17 protein-coding genes are annotated in these 16,166 nt (G+C 68.0%); 9 read left to right on the forward strand and 8 right to left on the reverse strand.

Features of this window, described 5'->3' with window-relative positions:
* Positions 1-8: 8 nt before the first annotated feature.
* The 4 genes from ABZY89_RS24500 to ABZY89_RS24515 are packed head-to-tail and all read right to left on the reverse strand — an operon-like array spanning position 9 to position 3,947.
* Positions 9-821, reverse strand: a complete 813-nt coding sequence (locus tag ABZY89_RS24500; protein ID WP_355231408.1) for an ABC transporter permease — start codon at positions 819-821, stop codon at positions 9-11.
* The gene (locus tag ABZY89_RS24505; RefSeq protein ID WP_355231410.1) at positions 818-1,678 is read right to left on the reverse strand and encodes an ABC transporter permease; all 861 of its coding nucleotides are present in this window, start codon (positions 1,676-1,678) and stop codon (positions 818-820) included. The genes ABZY89_RS24500 and ABZY89_RS24505 overlap by 4 nt, the downstream gene beginning before the upstream one ends.
* On the reverse strand, positions 1,675-2,850 hold the full coding sequence (locus ABZY89_RS24510) for an extracellular solute-binding protein (RefSeq protein ID WP_355231411.1): 1,176 nt from the start codon (positions 2,848-2,850) through the stop codon (positions 1,675-1,677). The genes ABZY89_RS24505 and ABZY89_RS24510 overlap by 4 nt, the downstream gene beginning before the upstream one ends.
* Before the next feature lie 26 nt (positions 2,851-2,876).
* Positions 2,877-3,947: an ABC transporter ATP-binding protein gene (locus tag ABZY89_RS24515; RefSeq protein ID WP_355231413.1), complete on the reverse strand. Its 1,071-nt coding sequence runs from the start codon at positions 3,945-3,947 to the stop codon at positions 2,877-2,879.
* An 86-nt stretch (positions 3,948-4,033) separates the two neighbouring features.
* Here ABZY89_RS24515 and ABZY89_RS24520 point away from each other — a divergent pair, with 86 nt between their 5' ends.
* The 3 genes from ABZY89_RS24520 (at position 4,034) to ABZY89_RS24530 (ending at position 6,008) form a co-directional block, all read left to right on the forward strand.
* A complete protein-coding gene (locus ABZY89_RS24520; protein ID WP_355231415.1) occupies positions 4,034-4,774 on the forward strand; it encodes a GntR family transcriptional regulator in 741 nt (246 codons plus the stop codon).
* Positions 4,771-5,472: a cache domain-containing protein gene (locus ABZY89_RS24525; protein WP_355231417.1), complete on the forward strand. Its 702-nt coding sequence runs from the start codon at positions 4,771-4,773 to the stop codon at positions 5,470-5,472. Before ABZY89_RS24520 ends, ABZY89_RS24525 begins: the two co-directional genes overlap by 4 nt.
* A 92-nt stretch (positions 5,473-5,564) precedes the next feature.
* A complete protein-coding gene (locus ABZY89_RS24530) occupies positions 5,565-6,008 on the forward strand; it encodes an Lrp/AsnC family transcriptional regulator (RefSeq protein ID WP_355020057.1) in 444 nt (147 codons plus the stop codon).
* A gap of 38 nt (positions 6,009-6,046) precedes the next feature.
* Here ABZY89_RS24530 and ABZY89_RS24535 read toward each other — a convergent pair whose 3' ends face one another.
* Positions 6,047-7,426: a lysine 2,3-aminomutase gene (locus tag ABZY89_RS24535; RefSeq protein ID WP_355231419.1), complete on the reverse strand. Its 1,380-nt coding sequence runs from the start codon at positions 7,424-7,426 to the stop codon at positions 6,047-6,049.
* Positions 7,427-7,536: 110 nt separating this feature from the next.
* Here ABZY89_RS24535 and ABZY89_RS24540 point away from each other — a divergent pair, with 110 nt between their 5' ends.
* The 6 genes from ABZY89_RS24540 to ABZY89_RS24565 all read left to right on the forward strand — a co-directional run bounded on the left by ABZY89_RS24540 (position 7,537) and on the right by ABZY89_RS24565 (position 13,061).
* Positions 7,537-8,613 carry an L-erythro-3,5-diaminohexanoate dehydrogenase gene (locus ABZY89_RS24540; RefSeq protein WP_355231421.1) on the forward strand — a complete coding sequence of 359 codons (1,077 nt, stop codon included), beginning with the start codon at positions 7,537-7,539 and terminating at the stop codon, positions 8,611-8,613.
* Positions 8,610-10,166: a lysine 5,6-aminomutase subunit alpha gene (locus ABZY89_RS24545; protein ID WP_355231423.1), complete on the forward strand. Its 1,557-nt coding sequence runs from the start codon at positions 8,610-8,612 to the stop codon at positions 10,164-10,166. The genes ABZY89_RS24540 and ABZY89_RS24545 overlap by 4 nt, the downstream gene beginning before the upstream one ends.
* A complete protein-coding gene (locus tag ABZY89_RS24550; protein ID WP_355231425.1) occupies positions 10,163-10,903 on the forward strand; it encodes an OAM dimerization domain-containing protein in 741 nt (246 codons plus the stop codon). The genes ABZY89_RS24545 and ABZY89_RS24550 overlap by 4 nt, the downstream gene beginning before the upstream one ends.
* Positions 10,900-11,298, forward strand: a complete 399-nt coding sequence (locus ABZY89_RS24555; protein ID WP_355231427.1) for a hotdog domain-containing protein — start codon at positions 10,900-10,902, stop codon at positions 11,296-11,298. The genes ABZY89_RS24550 and ABZY89_RS24555 overlap by 4 nt, the downstream gene beginning before the upstream one ends.
* A gap of 486 nt (positions 11,299-11,784) precedes the next feature.
* Positions 11,785-12,585, forward strand: a complete 801-nt coding sequence (locus tag ABZY89_RS24560; RefSeq protein WP_355231429.1) for a polyprenol monophosphomannose synthase — start codon at positions 11,785-11,787, stop codon at positions 12,583-12,585.
* Positions 12,582-13,061 carry an FxsA family protein gene (locus tag ABZY89_RS24565; protein WP_355231431.1) on the forward strand — a complete coding sequence of 160 codons (480 nt, stop codon included), beginning with the start codon at positions 12,582-12,584 and terminating at the stop codon, positions 13,059-13,061. The genes ABZY89_RS24560 and ABZY89_RS24565 overlap by 4 nt, the downstream gene beginning before the upstream one ends.
* A 76-nt stretch (positions 13,062-13,137) precedes the next feature.
* Here the strand turns inward: ABZY89_RS24565 and ABZY89_RS24570 are convergent, their stop codons facing one another.
* The 3 genes from ABZY89_RS24570 to ABZY89_RS24580 all read right to left on the reverse strand — a co-directional run bounded on the left by ABZY89_RS24570 (position 13,138) and on the right by ABZY89_RS24580 (position 15,964).
* The gene (locus tag ABZY89_RS24570; protein ID WP_008359714.1) at positions 13,138-13,524 is read right to left on the reverse strand and encodes an RNA polymerase-binding protein RbpA; all 387 of its coding nucleotides are present in this window, start codon (positions 13,522-13,524) and stop codon (positions 13,138-13,140) included.
* A 242-nt stretch (positions 13,525-13,766) separates the two neighbouring features.
* A complete protein-coding gene (locus ABZY89_RS24575; protein ID WP_355231433.1) occupies positions 13,767-15,119 on the reverse strand; it encodes an MFS transporter in 1,353 nt (450 codons plus the stop codon).
* The gene (locus ABZY89_RS24580) at positions 15,116-15,964 is read right to left on the reverse strand and encodes a glycerophosphodiester phosphodiesterase (RefSeq protein WP_355231436.1); all 849 of its coding nucleotides are present in this window, start codon (positions 15,962-15,964) and stop codon (positions 15,116-15,118) included. The genes ABZY89_RS24575 and ABZY89_RS24580 overlap by 4 nt, the downstream gene beginning before the upstream one ends.
* Between the last annotated feature and the right edge of the window lie 202 nt (positions 15,965-16,166).

Here is a 16,166-nt window from a genome sequence, read left to right on the forward strand (position 1 = left end):
AGTGAAGCCTAGTGAATCGCCCTCGTCGTGTCGGTCGGGTCGGACGAAAGTCGCTGGGCGAGCCAGATCGGCGCGACCGAGACGACGATCATGACGACCGCCACCACGTTGACGATCGGGGCCTGACCGGGACGGAACAGGTTGGTCAGGATCCAGACCGGCAGGGTGGTGACACCGGGGCCCGCGGCGAACGTCGTCACGATGATCTCGTCGAAGCTCAGCGCGAACGCCAGCAGCCCGCCGGCCAGCAGCGCTGAGCGCAGTTGGGGGAGCGTGACCAGCCGGAACGTGGTCCACATCCCCGCGCCCAGGTCGGCCGAGGCCTCCTCGAGGCTGCCGCCCATCCGCCGCAACCGCGCCTGCACGTTGTTGAAGACGGTCACGATGCAGAACGTCGCGTGGGCCACCACGAGGGTGAAGAACCCCAGCCGTACGCCGAGGATCGATGAGAACGCGTTGGACAGCGCGATCCCGGTGACGATGCCGGGCAGGGCGATCGGGAGCACCACCAGCAGGTTGACGGTGTCCTTCCCGAAGAAGGAGTACCGCTGCATCGCCAGGCCGAGCAGAGTGCCGAGGAGGAGCGCCATCACAGTCGCGCACGCGGCGACCGTCAGTGAGGTGAGGATCGCGTCGTGGGCTCCCGGGTTGACCGCCGCCCGCTGCCACCACTGTGTGGTGAAGCCGCTGGGTGGCCACGTCAGCGCCTGGGAGGTGTTGAACGAGTTCACCACGACCAGGGCGAGCGGTGCATAGAGCATGGCGAGCACCAGGCCGGTGATCACGGCCAGCAGGCGCCGGGTCGATCTCGAGATGGTCATAGGTTCTCCAGAGCTCCGGTGCGGCGTACCAACGCCAGGTAGATCATGATCACGACGATCGGGATCAGCGCGATCGCGGCGGCCAGCGGCAGGTTGGACCCCGAGTTGATGAAGACGAGGTTGCCGAGCATCTGGTTCGCGCCGCCGACGATGTTGACCGTGATGTAGTCGCCCATGGTCAGCGAGAACGAGAAGATCGAACCCGCCACCAGCCCCGGGACCACCAGCGGCAGCACCACCGTGCGGAACGTCAGCGCCGGCCGGGCACCGAGATCGCCGGCGGCGTCGAGCAGCGAGTCCGGGACACGTTCATAGGCCGCGTAGACGGGCAGGATGACGTACGGGAGCCAGATGTACGCCTGGGTGAGAACGATCGCAGTGACGCCGAATCCCGGTGAACCGAGACCGACCAGGCCGCCGGCCCAGTCCAGCAGTCCGCCGTTGGACAGCAGCGAGCGCCAGGCGAGCGCCTTGACCAGGTAGGACGCCCACAGCGGCGTCAGGAACGCGATCACCAGCAGGTGGCGTGAGCGCCGCGAGGCGACCTTGGCCATGTAGAAGCCGACCGGCAGCGCGATCAGGCAGTCGATGAGCGTCACCAGGAGGGCCACACCGATGGTGCGCAGCGTGACGGTCCGGTAGAGCGCCTGACCGGTGATCTCACGGATGTTGTCGAGGGTGAAGGTGCGCTCGAGCTCGTTGGTGAAGGAGTCGATCGTCCAGAAGGCCGTCACCAGCAGGGCGGCGAGGGCGACGACGTAGACGAGCACCAGCCAGGTGAGAGGTGCGGCCAGCAGGAGGCCGAGGCGGAACCCCGGCCTCCTGCTGAGCGTGCTGCTGACAGAGCTCAAGGTCACCCCTTGATCTCTGCCCAGGCCTTGGTCCAGTCCTGGTAGTCGGTGCACTTCACGTCGGTCCGGCCGTCCAGGCACTTCTCGATCGGCGTGTTCCAGAACCAGATCTTCTCGGCGTACTCCTCATCGCCGGCGTGGAAGGTCTCGCAGTGGCCCTCGGAGGCGAACTCGCAGGCCTCGTCGGAGTTGGGGGCCTCGCCGAAGTACTCGGTCGCCTGGGCGTTGATCTCCGGGTCGGAGATGTGGTTGAGCCAGGCGTAGGCGCAGTTGGGGGACTTCGCGTTCGAGGAGATCATCCAGGTGTCGTTCCACCCGGTCGCGCCCTCGGAGGGGAGGATCGCCTCGACGGAGGCCTTCTTCGGGTCGATCAGGTTGGCGATCACCTGCCAGGTGGTGCCGACCACGGTGTCGCCGGTCTCGAAGGAGGCCTGCGTCTTGGTGTAATCGGACCAGTACTCACCGACGGAGGTCCGCTGCGACTTGAGCAGGTCGACCGCTGCCGCGAGCTGCTTCTCGTCGAGGGAGTAGGGGTTCTCGATGCCCAGGTCGGGCTGGTGCGCCATCAGGTAGACCGCTGCGTCGGCGATGTAGATCGGCGAGTCGTACGCGGTGACCTGGCCCTTGTGCTTCGGAGCGTCCTCGAAGACCGCCTTCCACGAGGTCGGGGCCGGGGTGACGTCCTTGGTGTTGTACATCAGCAGGTTCGCGCCGTAGCCGTGCGGGATGCCGTAGTTCTTGTCGTCCACGGTGTTCCACTCACGGTCCTTGAGGAAGTCGTAGATGCCCTCGTAGTTGGGGATCAGGTCGGTGTTCACCTCGGCTGCCTCGCCCGCCGCGATCATGCGGAGGGTGAGGTCGCCGGAGGCGGCCACGACGTCGTACTCGCCGGACTTGGCCAGGTTGAAGGCCTCGTCGGAGGTGCCGTAGACCTTCGCGGTGACCTGGCAGCCGGTCTCCTCCTCGAAGCTGGAGACCCAGTCGACCTCGGGGTCGGTCGAGCCGTCCTCGACGTAGCCGGGCCAGGCCAGGATCGAGACCTCGCCCTCGTTCTCGCCGAGCTTCTCGACCGCTCCGGTCGAGGAGTCGCCGTCGTCGCCGCCACAGGCGCTCAGCGTGATCAGGGACAGGGCCGCAAGGGCGCCCCCGATGGTGTGTCTGGTTCGGATGTTTCGCATGGTCAACCTCTCTGGTGTTCTCTGGCTCATCGGTGTTGCACGGCACGGGACGAATCGGTGCCCAGGGGGACCAGGTCGCCCGGCGACCAGGAGGCGACCACGCGGTCGCCCCGAGACTCGGGTTCGGCGGCATCCGGGTGCAGCGAGCCACGGCTCTGCTCGAGGGCGACCAGCCTGGTGCCGTCCTCGAGCTCGATGTGGACTCGGTGCCCGGTGCCGATGTAGATGGACTCGGTGATCACGCCGGCGGCGGTCATCGCGCCGACCGGGGCGCTCGCGGTCTCCGGGGACAGCAGGATCTTCTCGGGCCGCAGCGCGAAGGCGCCGTCCATCTTCAGCATCCGCTTCGACGCCTGCTCGTCGAAGACGTTGGAGGTGCCGACGAAGTCGGCGACGTACTGCGAGGTGGGCCGCTCGTAGATCTCCTTCGGCGTGCCCAGCTGCACGATCCGGCCGCTGTCGAAGACCGCGATCCGGTCGCTGAGGGTGAGCGCCTCCTCCTGGTCGTGGGTGACGAAGACGAAGGTGATCCCCAGCTCGCGCTGGATCTGCTTGAGCTCGACCTGCATCTGCTCGCGGAGCTTGAGGTCGAGAGCGCCGAGCGGCTCGTCGAGGAGGAGCACCCGAGGGCGTACGACGATGGCGCGAGCCAGCGCCACCCGCTGCCGCTGCCCGCCGGAGAGCTCGGTCGGCTTCCGGTTCGCGACGTGGCCGAGGCGGACCATCTCCAGCGCCTCGCGTGCACGGGCGCTTCGCTCGGCCTTCGAGACACCACGCACACGCAGGCCGTACGCGACGTTCTCGAGCACGTTGAAGTGCGGGAAGAGCGCGTAGTCCTGGAAGACGGTGGTGACGTCGCGGTCGAAGGGCGCCAGGGCGGTGACGTCCTCGCTGCCGAGGCGGATGGTGCCAGAGTCGGCGTGCTCGAAGCCCGCGATCAGGCGCAGCACCGTCGTCTTCCCGGAGCCGGAGGGCCCGAGCATCGAGAAGAACTCACCATCGCCGATGGTCAGGTCGAGGGCGTCGACAGCCATCACGTCGCCGTATGCCTTGGTCACAGCTTCGAGCTGGATCTGCGGAGATTCGGTCGGTCCCATTGCTGAATCATATGGAACCAGATCTTAGATTTTAAAGGGTATCTGCGTAAGTTCTTTGTAAACCCACTCGAAGGAGGAGCCCGATCGTGGCCAACGCCCGTGCGATGACCTCGCGCGCCCGGTCGGCGATCTTCGCGCCGATCGGCGACGAAGGCAGAGCCGTACGTGTCGAGAACCGACTAGCGGAGGCGATCCGCTCCGGCGTGCTCGCCGACGGCGACCGGCTACCGAGCGAGCAGGAGCTCGCCCAGATGCTCGGCGTGGCGACGGTGACCGCCCGGGAGGCGCTGGTGTCGCTGCGGGCACAGGGCCTGGTCGTGACGACCCGAGGCCGCGGCGGTGGCTCGTTCGTGCGCGCTCCCGATCCGGGCGACATCGTGAAGGGGCGGCTCGCCACGATGTCGCGGGTGGAGCTGCGCGACCGGGCGAGTCTCTATCAGGTGGTGCTGACCGGCTGTGCGGAGCTCGCGGCCGAACGAGCAGCCCCTGACGAGGTCGAGGATCTCCAGGACCTGCTGATCCCGCTCGGCGAGGACGACGTCGGCCGGTGGCGCGACGCCGAGAGCGAGCTCTATCTCTCGGTCGCGGCGCTTACCCAGTCGGCGCGCCTCACCCGGGAGGTGGTGCGACAGGAGGCCGACTTCGGTACGTTGCTGCGAGTGCCGCTGAGCGAGTCGGACTTCCGTCAGGCATCCGCCGCGCGGCATCGGGCGCTCGTCGCCGCGCTGGAGACGGGCGATGTCGCCGCGGCGCGGGGGAGCGTACGCGACCACGTGACCCACGCCGTTGAACGTCTGACCGAGATCCATGAGGTGGTACGACCGTGAACATCGATGTGTCGGCCGACTGTGCCGTCCGGATCGAGCAGCACTTCGGTTCCATACTCACGGAGCTCGAGCGGGTGCGCGCCGAGGTCGGCGCGCTCTTCGCCGCGGGACCGGTCACCTCGGACGAGCTGATCGCGCAGGTCGAGACGGGGACGCTGGCCTTCCTTCAGGACCCGAGCCTCCTGGGTGGCGGGTTCGTCGCCGCACCGGACGCGCTCGTCGACCGCCGGCTCTACCTGGCGTGGTGGCAGGGCGCCGGCCGCGACTTCCTCGGTGACGCGGTGGTGCCGGCGACGGGCGAGGTTCTCGACTACACCCGGCAGGCATGGTTCCGCATGCCGCAGCGCACCGGAGCGCTGAACCTCGCTGGCCCCTACGTCGACTTCGTCTGCACCGACGAGTACGTCATGACCATGACGCTGCCGGTCTACGCTGCCGGCCGGATCGTAGGTGTCGCCGGCGCCGACACGTCGGTCGAGACGCTGGAGCGGATGCTGCTGCCCGGCCTGCGCGAGATCGGTGCGACGCTGGTCAACTCGCACGGCCGGGTCGTCGTCTCCGCCGACCCGCACCAGGCCACCGGTGAGGCGATGAACGCTGTCCCGGACAAGGCTCGTGGCGGGCGAATGCTGTCGGTGGTCCAGCCCTCTACGGACGGTCACGGGGAGCTGAAGACGCTCGCCGACTGGCCCTCCTGAGGCCGGAAATCTTTCGACATCAACTACTTTTTTGGACGTTACGGCGGAGATATTGCTGTTGTGGGTACGCTGTCGCCGTGACTGCACCTGAGATCGAGGCCACCGACCGTAAAATCCTCCAGCTTCTCGCGGAGGACGGTCGGATGTCCTACACAGACCTGGGCAAGGCGACCGGCCTGTCGACCTCGGCAGTGCACCAGCGCGTCAAGCGCCTCGAGCAGCGCGGTCTCATCACCGGCTACGGCGCCACCGTCAACTACGCCGCGATCGGGGTGCCGCTGACCGCGTTCGTGGCGGTGCAGCCCATGGACCCCTCCCAGCCCGACGACACCCCTGAGCGGGTGGCCGACCTCCACGAGGTCGAGGCCTGCTGGTCCATCGCCGGCGTCGAGTCCTACATGCTCAAGGTGCGCGTCGCCACGCCCGAGGCGCTCGAGGAGCTGCTCGGCCGGATCCGCTCGGTCGCCAACGTGTCCACGCGCACCACGATCGCGATGTACACCTACTACGAGAACCGCCCCACCATGACGCACTGAGACCCGGCGCCCAGCGCCGGGTCCCAGTCACGTTCGGGTCACTCCCCGTGCGTACGCCACCACTCCTGGCCCGACTCGGGCAGGGTGTGGATCGGGTCGTAGTACTCGTAGGTCCTGGACAGCGCCTCGGGATCCGACGCCTCGATCGAGGTGCGGTAGTTCTTGGTCCAGTAGGAGATGCCGCGCTCGGTGTCGTAGTCGGCGATCTGGTGGACCCAGCGCTTGCCGACGAAAGGTACGTCGCACACGATGCGCGGAGTGGCGAACCCGGGAAGATAGCCCATGATGTCGTGCTGCAGCCGCTGCGCGTCGGCGACCGAGACCCGCCAGTGCTCGCTGAACGGGATCATGTCGCACATGTAGAAGTAGTAGGGCATGATCTGCGCGCCGTCGAGCAGACGGAAGCTCAGGTCGAGCAGGCTGTGGCTGTCGGCGTTGACGCCGGCCAGCAGCACGCCCTGGTTGCGTACGTCGCGAACCCCGGCCGCCAGCAGCGCCTTGGACGCCTCGGCGACCAGCGGAGTGACCGAGTTGGCGTGGTTGGCGTGGGTGTGGATCGCCAGCGAGACGCCGCGCTCACGGGCGATCGTGGTCACCCGGTTCATCCCCTCCAGGAGCGGCTCCTGGAGCCAGTGCTGGGGGAGACCGATCAGGCCCTTGGTGGCCAGCCGGATGTCGCGGATGTTGTCGATCGCCATCAGCTTGGTGAGGAAGTCCTCCAGGCGCGGCCAGGGCAGGTTGGCGACGTCGCCGCCGGAGACCACGACGTCGCGCACCTGCGGGGTGTTGCGGAGGTACTCGAGCATCGCCTCGTGGCGGTCGACCGGCTTGCCGGTGAGCTTGAGCTTGTCGATGACCGGGGTCGAGTTGCCGACCAGGTCCATCCGGGTGCAGTGGCCGCAGTACTGCGGGCAGGTGGAGAGCAGCTCGGCGAGCACCTTGGTCGGGTAGCGGTGGGTCAGCCCCTCGGCGACCCACATGTCGTGCTCGTGCAGCGAGTCGCGGCTCGCCTGCGGGTGTGACGGCCAGTCGGTGCGGCGGTCGGAGAAGACCGGGATCATGTAGTGCCGGATCGGGTCCGCGTAGAACGCCGCGGTGAACTCTTCGCCGGCCGACGCGCCCGAGGGCACCATCGTGTTGACCATCTGCGGCGGCACCAGCATCGACATCGTCGCCCGCTCGGCCATGTCGCGCTCGAGGTCGGCGTAGAACCGCTCGTCGAGAAGATCGCCCATCAGACCACGGAGCTGGCGGACGTTCTTGATGCAGTTGACGCGCTGCCACTGCACGTCGCGCCACTGCTCGTCGGTGATGTCGGCCCAGCCTGGGAACCGGGTCCAGTCGGGTTCGACCAGCTCTACGCGCTGGTAGGCGTAGGGCTGTCCGTCTCGGGTCGTAGGCTCGATGGTTGCCGTCATGCCCTCCACCATAGCGGGAGATCCTGCGGCATCTGCAACCATCGGCCGCAATTCTTCCCGCAACCGCTGGTAGGGTCCGCCGTGAGATGGACGCAAGGAGGCGTACGACGATGACCACTTCTGACCCGACAGGCCTGCACCGAGTGCTCGATGAGCCGGTGAACGGCTCGTTGCCGCTGCCTCAGGCTGCCCGAAGACTCGACACCCGCAAGACCTTGTGGCCCGACGAGGTGCGGATCCGGGTGGAGCGTCTGAACCTCGACGCCGCCTCGTTCCGGCAGCTCGAGTCGGCACACGACGGCGACGGAGAGGCCGTGCGCCGCGAGGTGCTCGACATCGTCGCCGAGCGCGGCAAGATGCAGAACCCGGTGACCGGGTCCGGCGGCATGCTCGTCGGTGTCGTCGAGGAGGTCGGACCCGAGTCGCCTCTGGGGCTGAAGGTCGGGGACCGGGTCGCGACGCTGGTGTCGCTGACCCTGACCCCGTTGGTGATCGAGGACAAGCTGGCCAGCTGGGACGGTGACTCCGAGCAGGTGCCCTGCGAGGGGTACGCCATCCTCTTCGGCCGCTCGATCGCAGCCGTCCTGCCCGACGACCTCGCCCCCGAGCTCGCGCTGTCGGTGATGGACGTGTGCGGGGCTCCGGCGTTGACCCGACGGGTCGTCTCGGAGCGCTACGCAGGCGGCGTCGTCGCGGTGATCGGTGGCGGCGGCAAGTCCGGATCGCTGTCGCTGGCCGCGGCCCGCGACGCGGGAGCCGGCCACCTGATCGGCATCGTCCCGACCGAGGCCGAGGCCGAGCGCCTTCGCGACGCCGGCCTGGCCGACGAGGTCGTGATCGCCGACGCCCGGAACCCAGTGGCGCTGCGGGACGCGGTCGCCAAGGCTGCGCCCATCGCCTCGGGCTCCGCTTCGGCAGGTGGCCCCGCCGACGTCACCGTCGTCTGCGTCGACGTGCCAGGCTGCGAGGGCGGCGCCATCCTCGCCACCGCCGACCGAGGCACCGTCATCTTCTTCTCGATGGCGACCTCCTTCTCCGCCGCCGCGCTCGGCGCCGAGGGCCTCGCCGCCGACGTCACGATGCTCGTCGGCAACGGCTACGTCCCCGGGCACGCCGCCTACGCCCTGGATCTTCTCCGCGCCAATGCCGGGGTCCGGGCACTGTTCGAAGGAAGACTGGAACTGTGAGACTCGAACTGGACCCACGCACGATCGCCCAGGCCCGCGCGCTGGCCGCGAAGGTCGGCGACCCGATCGTCGAGATGGCCAAGAAGCACACCACGGTCGCCGTCGAGCGAGCCACGCTGCGCCTGGCCGGGCTCGCCGGAGCTGACCCTGACGGCACCCCGTGGGTGAACCACCTGGTCGACGCGGTGCGCGCCGACATCGGGCTGGAGCACGGCGTCGCGCTACCGGTGTGGCAGGCGCTGGCCGCCCACGACAACGACCTCTCGCGGCTCGCCGAGGAGGCCGCCGCCGGTCAGGTGACCTTCCACCTGCCCGAGGGCGCCGAGGCCGAGCTGGCCGCGAAGCACGCCCGCGAGGCGGTCGGGGTCGGTATCGCCCGTCTCGATGCCAGCCGGGTGGCGCGCGAGCGGATGATCGCCGAGATCGGCGACGCACCCCGCAAGCCGTGGATCTACCTGATCGTCGCCACCGGCGACATCTACGAGGACATCCCGCAGGCGCAGGCCGCCGCGCGCGAGGGCGCCGACATCATCGCGGTGATCCGCTCGACCGGCCAGTCGCTCCTCGACTACGTGCCCGAGGGCGCCACCCGGGAGGGGTTCGCCGGGACGTACGCGACCCAGGAGAACTTCCGGCTGATGCGGGCCGCGCTCGACGAGACGAGCCGTGAGCTCGGACGCTACGTACGGCTCACCAACTACGCGAGCGGGCTGTGCATGCCCGAGATCGCCGCGCTGGCGGGCATGGAGCGTCTCGACATGATGCTCAACGACTCGATGTACGGGATCCTGTTCCGCGACATCAACCCGGTGCGTACGTTCGTCGACCAGCGGCTCTCGCGCCAGATCCACGCGCGGGCGGGGATCATCATCAACACCGGCGAGGACAACTACCTCACCACCGCCGACGCGGTCGAGGCGGCGCACACGGTGACCACCTCGCAGCTGCTCAACGAGTACTTCGCCAAGGAGGCCGGCCTCGAGGACTGGCAGCTCGGTCTGGGTCACGCCTTCGAGATCAACCCCGACGTACCGGACTCCTTCCGCCTCGAGCTCGCGCACGCGCTGCTGGCGAAGACGATCTTCCCCGACGCCCCGCTGAAGTGGATGCCGCCGACGCGGCACATGACCGGGGACATCTTCAAGGGCTACCTGCTCGACGGGTTCTTCAACCTGGCCGGCGCGATGACCGACCAGGGCATCCTGCTGGTCGGGATGATGACCGAGGCGGTGGTGACACCGTGGATCTCCGACCGCGACCTGGCCCTGCAGAACGTCCGGTACGTCATGGATGCCGCCGGACGCCTCGGCGAGGACTTCCACCCGGCTCCTGACGGGTTCATCGCCAACCGGGCGCGCGAGGTCCTGGGGGAGTCGATCGACCTGCTCGGGAAGATCATCGACGAGCCCAACGGGCTCCTCGACGCGATCGCGGACGGCACCTTCGGCCTGATGAAGCGCCCTGCCGACGCAGGCAAGGGCCTCGAGGGTGTGGCCGTGAAGTCCGAGGCGTACTACAACCCCGCGAGCACCATTCTGGAGGGCGAGGAATGAGCATCATCCGGCCGTACGGCGACACCACCGGTGACGGGATGGTGCAGGTCTCCTTCACGTTGCCGATCAAGCACAGCAAGGTCGCCGACGGCGCCGCGCTGCAGCTGGCCAACAAGATGGGCATGGAGCCGGCGATGGTCGTCCACTCCAAGCCGATGGGTGACGACTTCACCTTCTTCGTGGTCTACGGGCAGGTGAACCATCTCGTCGACACCGACAAGGTGCAGGTCGTCGAACGTGACTTCCCGCTGCTGACACCGAAGGAGGCCAACGCGGTGATCAAGGAGACGCTGCGGCGCCCGATGGTCGTCGTCGGCGCCTGCATCGGCACCGACGCCCACACCGTCGGGATCGACGCGATCCTCAACATCAAGGGGTTCGCGGGGGAGAAGGGGCTGGAGTACTACAAGGAGATCGAGGTCGTGAACCTCGGCGCCCAGGTCTCGGTGCCGTCCCTGGTCGAGGCTGCCGTCACCCGGCGCGCCGACGCCGTGCTCGTCTCCCAGGTCGTGACCCAGCGCGACGCGCACCTGCTCAACACCCGGGAGATGTCGGCGGCGTTCCGTGAGGCCTATCCGGCGGGGGAGCGGCCGCTCCTGGTCGCCGGTGGTCCACGATTCGACGAGTCGATGACTTCCGAGCTCGGCGTCGACCGCATATTCGGCCGCGGCACCACCCCTGCCGAGGTCGCCTCCTACCTCGTCCACCGCACCACCTCGAAGGAGCCCGCGGCATGAGCAGTCCCAAGATCGGCCCTGAGATCGGCACCAAGGTCGTCCACCGCCGCTACGTGCCGTACTCCCACGCCCACTACGCCGGGAACCTGGTCGACGGGGCCTACAGCCTGGGCCTGTTCGGCGACGTCGCGACGGAGATGTGCATCCTCACCGACGGCGACGAGGGTCTGTTCGCCTCCTACGACGACGTGCAGTTCAAGGCACCCGTGCGTGCCGGCGACGTCCTGGAGATCACCTGCGAGCTGATCAAGGCCGGGACCCGGTCCCGGGTGATGGAGTTCGCGGTGTACGTCGTGGCCCGGGGAGCCGCCACGGAGGCCCGTCCTGGGGCCGCTGAGATGCTGAAGGCACCGATCCTCGCCACCTCCGCACGAGGTACAGTCGTCGTTCCGTGAGCGCCGTAACGGGTACGCGAGGGCGACACGCCGAAGTTCCGCGATAATTCGTCACTTTCTCGCGCTCCGCAGGCTGTGGTTGACCTGCGAAAACGTCTGTTTCCGCAGGTCAGCGCCGTGTTGACTTCTGCGGAGCCAGCGGGTGATGGTGACAGCGTTCGCCCATGCAGAGTTGCGGTCGGCGGACCGGCGCTCGACGAATCGGGTCGGGGGGTGTCGAGCCAGGCATGCCTTCGACGCGTTTTCGTGGGCGCGGTCAACGGCCGCGAGGGCAACGCGGGAGGGCCAAGGCGCCCTTAGACAACGATCGTCCCCCTGCCGCCAGCAGGGATCGGAACGGCCCGAAGAACGTCTTGCTCCTCCCGCGCTCTGTCTGTCTGCGATCGCCTCGCCGTCGCGCTGTCCCGCTCGATCGGGATCTTGGGATCAACCGGTGTGCGGATATCCTGTGATCTCCACCCCCATTCCTTGACAAGGCCGGCGTACGTGACGAACGAGCAGCTTCCACCCTGGACCGAGATCGGCCGGGCGGTGATGGTCATCCCGACCTACAACGAGGCGGACAACCTCGCCTGGATCGTCGGGCGGCTACGCAAGGCGCAGCCACGTGTCGATGTGCTGATCGTCGACGACGGCTCACCCGACGGCACCGGCACGATCGCCAACGAGCTGGCCGACAACGACGAGCAGATCCACGTGCTGCACCGCACCGAGAAGGCCGGGCTGGGGGCTGCGTACCTGCACGGGTTCGGCTGGGCCCTCGAGCAGGGCTACGACGTCGTCGGGGAGATGGACGCCGACGGCTCGCACCAGCCGGAGGAGCTCCACCTGCTCCTCGAGGCGCTCACCTCCGCCGACCTGGTGATCGGCGCCCGCTGGATCCGCGGCGGCTCGGTGGTCAACTGGCCGCTGTCGCGACGCGTGCTGTCGGTGGGCGGCAACTTCTACGTCCGGCTCCTGCTCGGCATCGGCGTCCACGACGCCACCGCGGGCTACCGCCTTTTCCGGCGTACGACGCTGGAGAAGCTGCAGCTGAACAGCGTCGAGTCGACCGGCTATGTCTTCCAGACCGAGATGGTGACGCGTACGCTGCGGGCCGGCCTGACTGTCAAGGAGGTCCCGATCCAGTTCATCGAGCGGGTCCGGGGCGAGTCGAAGATGAGCCCTGCGGTCGCCGCCGAGTCGATGCGCCGGGTGACTCGCTGGGGCCTGTCCGAACGCCGCGACCAGCTGCTCCGCCTGCTGCGCCGACTCGGGCTGGACCGTTTCGTGGGAGGCCGTCGATGACGACGCGTCGCCGCAGGTTCTCCTGGGTGCTGGTGCTGCTGTTCCTGGTGATGCCGCTGGCCGAGCTGTTCGTGCTCATCCAGGTCGGCCAGGTCATCGGCGTGTGGTGGACGATCCTGCTGCTGGTCGCCGACTCGATCTTCGGTGCCTGGCTGATGCGCCGCGAGGGCTCACGGGCTTGGTCGGCGCTGTCCACGGCGCTCTCCTCGGGCAAGCTCCCGTCCAACGAGATCGCCGACGGAGCCCTGATCCTGCTCGGTGGCGCGCTGATGCTGAGCCCCGGCTTCGTGACCGACATCTTCGGCATCGTGCTCATCCTGCCGTTCACCCGGCCGTTCTTCCGCCGCATCCTGGCCAAGGTCGTGCAGAAGCGCCTGGTGACCGCCGCGATGCCCTCCACGTTCGGTTCCGGAGCCCGGCCGCGCAATGACGACATCGTCACCGGCGAGGTCATCGACAAGGACAACCTGGCCTGACGATCTGGCCTGAGATACGCCGAAGGCGGCCTTCCAGTTGGAAGGCCGCCTTCGGCGTATCTGGCTGTGTCAGAAGTCAGGCGTTGGCCTTCTTCTTCCCCGGTCCCTTGCGGTGCAGGTGAGCCGGGCCGATCTCGCCACCGCGAAGCAGGTCGAGGCGCTCCTTGAGGATGTCCTCGAGCTCCTTCTCGGAGCGCCGCTCCAGGAGCATGTCCCAGTGCGTACGCGCCGGCTTCTCGGCCTTCTCCTCCGGCTTGGCACCGGAGAGGTTGAGAGCTTCCATGCCGCAGCGCGGGCACTCCCAGATGGCCGGAACCTCGGCCTCGTCCGACATCGTGATCTCGAAGTCGTGACCCTGCGGGCAGCGGTACGCCACCTGCTGACGGCCCGCGAACTCGATCCCGCGTTCGTCCTCAAAACTTTGTCCGCCCAGTCGGGCGCCGCGCAACGTGCGCTCGGCCATGAAGCACCTCCTGAGTCGATCGTCCCCCGTTGAATGAGCTGAAGAGCGAGGCGGTCTGCGGACTCATAACGCAGGCCGGTCAGGCCTCTTCACATCGTCAACGGTACAGAGGAGGTGATGATTCCGTGAATTGTCGAGATCCTCGCCGTGTTGTTCGACACAGGACCCGCCTGACCTGCGGATCTCTCTGAGAAAGTCCTGAGCGGCCGATGTCTCGAACCCGCCAACCGCCAGGCGCGGTCCTAGACCCGTTCGGGCGCCCGGTTGCCCGCCTGCTCGATGCCCTTCGCGGTGTTCACCAGCGCGAGCAGCCCGCCGCCGAGGACGAAGAAGGCGATCAGCGCCAGGATCGCCGGCCGGTAGGAGTCTGTGATCTGGTAGACGAGTCCGAAGACCAGGGTGCCGAGCCAGGAGGTACCGCGGTCCATGGCGTGGTAGAGGCTGAAGTACTCCGCCTCCTTGCCGGCCGGGATGAACAGCGAGAAGTAGGACCGGGCCAGCGCCTGGGTGCCGCCCATGACCAGACCGATCCCGACCGCGACGACGAGAAGCGGCACCAGGGTCTGCTCGGGCACGAAGTAGGCCGCGACCACGATGACCATCCAGCCGACCAGACCGCCGAGGATCACCCGCTTGGCACCGAAGCTCTTGGCCAGCCGGCCGAAGAAGATGGCTCCGCCGACCGCCACGAACTGCACCAGCAGATAGATGCCGAGCATCGTGCCGGTCTCGAACCCGAGCTCCTCGACCCCGTAGATCGACGCCGAGCTGATCACCGTCTGGATGCCGTCGTTGAAGAAGAGGTACGCCAGCAGGAAGGTCAGCGCGACCGGATACTGCGGCAGCTCCCGGAGCGTCACGAACAGTTGACCGAAGGAGCGTGCCACGACACCGCCGGAGACCTCCTCGACGTCGGCGGGCTCGCGCCGGCGGATCCGGCGCCACGGGATGATGATGAACCCCGCCCACCACAGTCCGGCCGAGAGCATCGAGATCCGCACCGCCAGCGCCGTCCCGAGCCCGAGCGGATCGGCGAAGGTGACCAGGAGGAAGTTGATCGCGAGCAGCAGTCCGCCACCGGCGTACCCGTAGGCCCAGCCGATCGAGGAGACCCGGTCGCGCTCCTCCTCGGTCGAGATCAGCGGCAGGATCGAGTCGCTGACCACCACCGCCGCGCCCGCGCACAGGTTGGCGATGATGAACATGATCGAGCCGAACCACCAGTTGTCCCCGGTCATGAAGAACAACAGCGCCGCGCAGAGCGCGCCGGCCCAGGCGAACCCGGCCATCAGGTCCGGTTTGCGCGAGGTGCGGTCGGCGATCGCGCCGACCAGCGGGTAGATGATCGCCGACAGGATCGTCGAGAACGTGATGACGAACGACGGCAGTGCGCCGGGCGCGATCGAGAGCCCGAGGACGTCGATCCGGTTGTCGACGGCGGCTGCCTTCGCGATCTCGATCAGGTAGGGCGCGAACAGCACGCCGGCCACCGTCGTCTGGAAGGCGGAGACGGCCCAGTCGGTGAAGAACCAGCCCTTCTGCTCCCGCGCCCGCTCGACCGGCGTGAAGTCGCCGATCCCGGCTGATGTGGTCACTTCTCGGGCTCCTCGTCATTCGGATCGGACTCGGCCTCGTCGACGGGCTCGACCCGAGACGGCACAGCCTCCCACAGCCCACGTTCCTCCAGGAACGCTTTCAGTACGTCGGTGCGATCGGTCATCAGCCCGTCGACGTCGCGCTTGAGCAACCGCTCCATCTCGGCCGGGTCGTCGACGGTCCAGACATGGACCTCCTTGCCCGCCTTGTGGGCGCGGCGGACGAGACCACGAGATGCCACCCGGATCGACAGCGGCCCGCGAAGGTGCTGGCGATGGGGGATCTGGAAGGCGTCGAACCGCGATCCGACGAGTCTCTTGGCGATCCCGGTGGTGGGTGCCAGCAGGTAGGCGAGCACCTCGCGCGGATGCGCCGAGGTCCGCACCCGCCCCTCGGTCAGCCGGCGGAACGCCTTCAGCCGCCGGGCCGAGAACGAGCCGACGATGACCTTGTCCTCGTGGTCGGTCGCGGCGAGCAGCTCGGCCACCGCGCCGACCGAGCCGTCGGACTTGAGGTCGATGTTGAAGGTGACCTCGGGGAACGCCTTGAAGAGCTCGGCCAGCGTCGGCACTCCGTGCAGGCCGCCGATCCGGGCGGCCTGCACCTCGGCGTACGTCATCTCCGCGATCAGGCCGCTCACGTCGGTCACCCGGTCGAGCGCTTCGTCGTGGAAGGCGAGCAGGACACCGTCGCGGGTGACGTGCACGTCGGTCTCGAGATGGGTGTAGCCGAGCTCCACCGCATGCCGGAACGCCTCCATGGTGTTCTCCATCCCGACCAGGTCGGGATGGAGCGCTCCACCACGGTGCGCATAGGCGCGTACGCGTCGTTGCTGCTCCCTCACGGGGAGCATCTAACCACCCGTGAGTCTCGGATCACATGAGCCCGCGGACTCAGATGCCGCCACAACCCAGCAGGTGCGTCGAGTCGGCTCATCCTGACCGAAAATCCAGTCGAGTCGGCGCGTCGGCCGCGCCCGCTTCATCGACGTCGCCCACCGTGGCCCGGCCGAGCAGCCGAGCGCCGACTACCCGCTCCACCTGACC

The organism is Nocardioides sp. NPDC006303 (assembly GCF_040613175.1).
Lineage (GTDB): Bacteria > Actinomycetota > Actinomycetes > Propionibacteriales > Nocardioidaceae > Nocardioides.

Bases quoted from the DNA above. Each gene is read 5' to 3' on its own strand.
- ABZY89_RS24565 (WP_355231431.1), top strand. From the start codon at position 12,582: ATGACGACGCGTCGCCGCAGGTTCTCCTGGGTGCTGGTGCTGCTGTTC.
- ABZY89_RS24500 (WP_355231408.1), bottom strand. From the start codon at position 821: ATGACCATCTCGAGATCGACCCGGCGCCTGCTGGCCGTGATCACCGGC.
- ABZY89_RS24510 (WP_355231411.1), bottom strand. From the start codon at position 2,850: ATGCGAAACATCCGAACCAGACACACCATCGGGGGCGCCCTTGCGGCC.
- ABZY89_RS24535 (WP_355231419.1), bottom strand. From the start codon at position 7,426: ATGACGGCAACCATCGAGCCTACGACCCGAGACGGACAGCCCTACGCC.
- ABZY89_RS24550 (WP_355231425.1), top strand. From the start codon at position 10,163: ATGAGCATCATCCGGCCGTACGGCGACACCACCGGTGACGGGATGGTG.
- ABZY89_RS24555 (WP_355231427.1), top strand. From the start codon at position 10,900: ATGAGCAGTCCCAAGATCGGCCCTGAGATCGGCACCAAGGTCGTCCAC.
- ABZY89_RS24540 (WP_355231421.1), top strand. From the start codon at position 7,537: ATGACCACTTCTGACCCGACAGGCCTGCACCGAGTGCTCGATGAGCCG.
- ABZY89_RS24515 (WP_355231413.1), bottom strand. From the start codon at position 3,947: ATGGGACCGACCGAATCTCCGCAGATCCAGCTCGAAGCTGTGACCAAG.
- ABZY89_RS24570 (WP_008359714.1), bottom strand. From the start codon at position 13,524: ATGGCCGAGCGCACGTTGCGCGGCGCCCGACTGGGCGGACAAAGTTTT.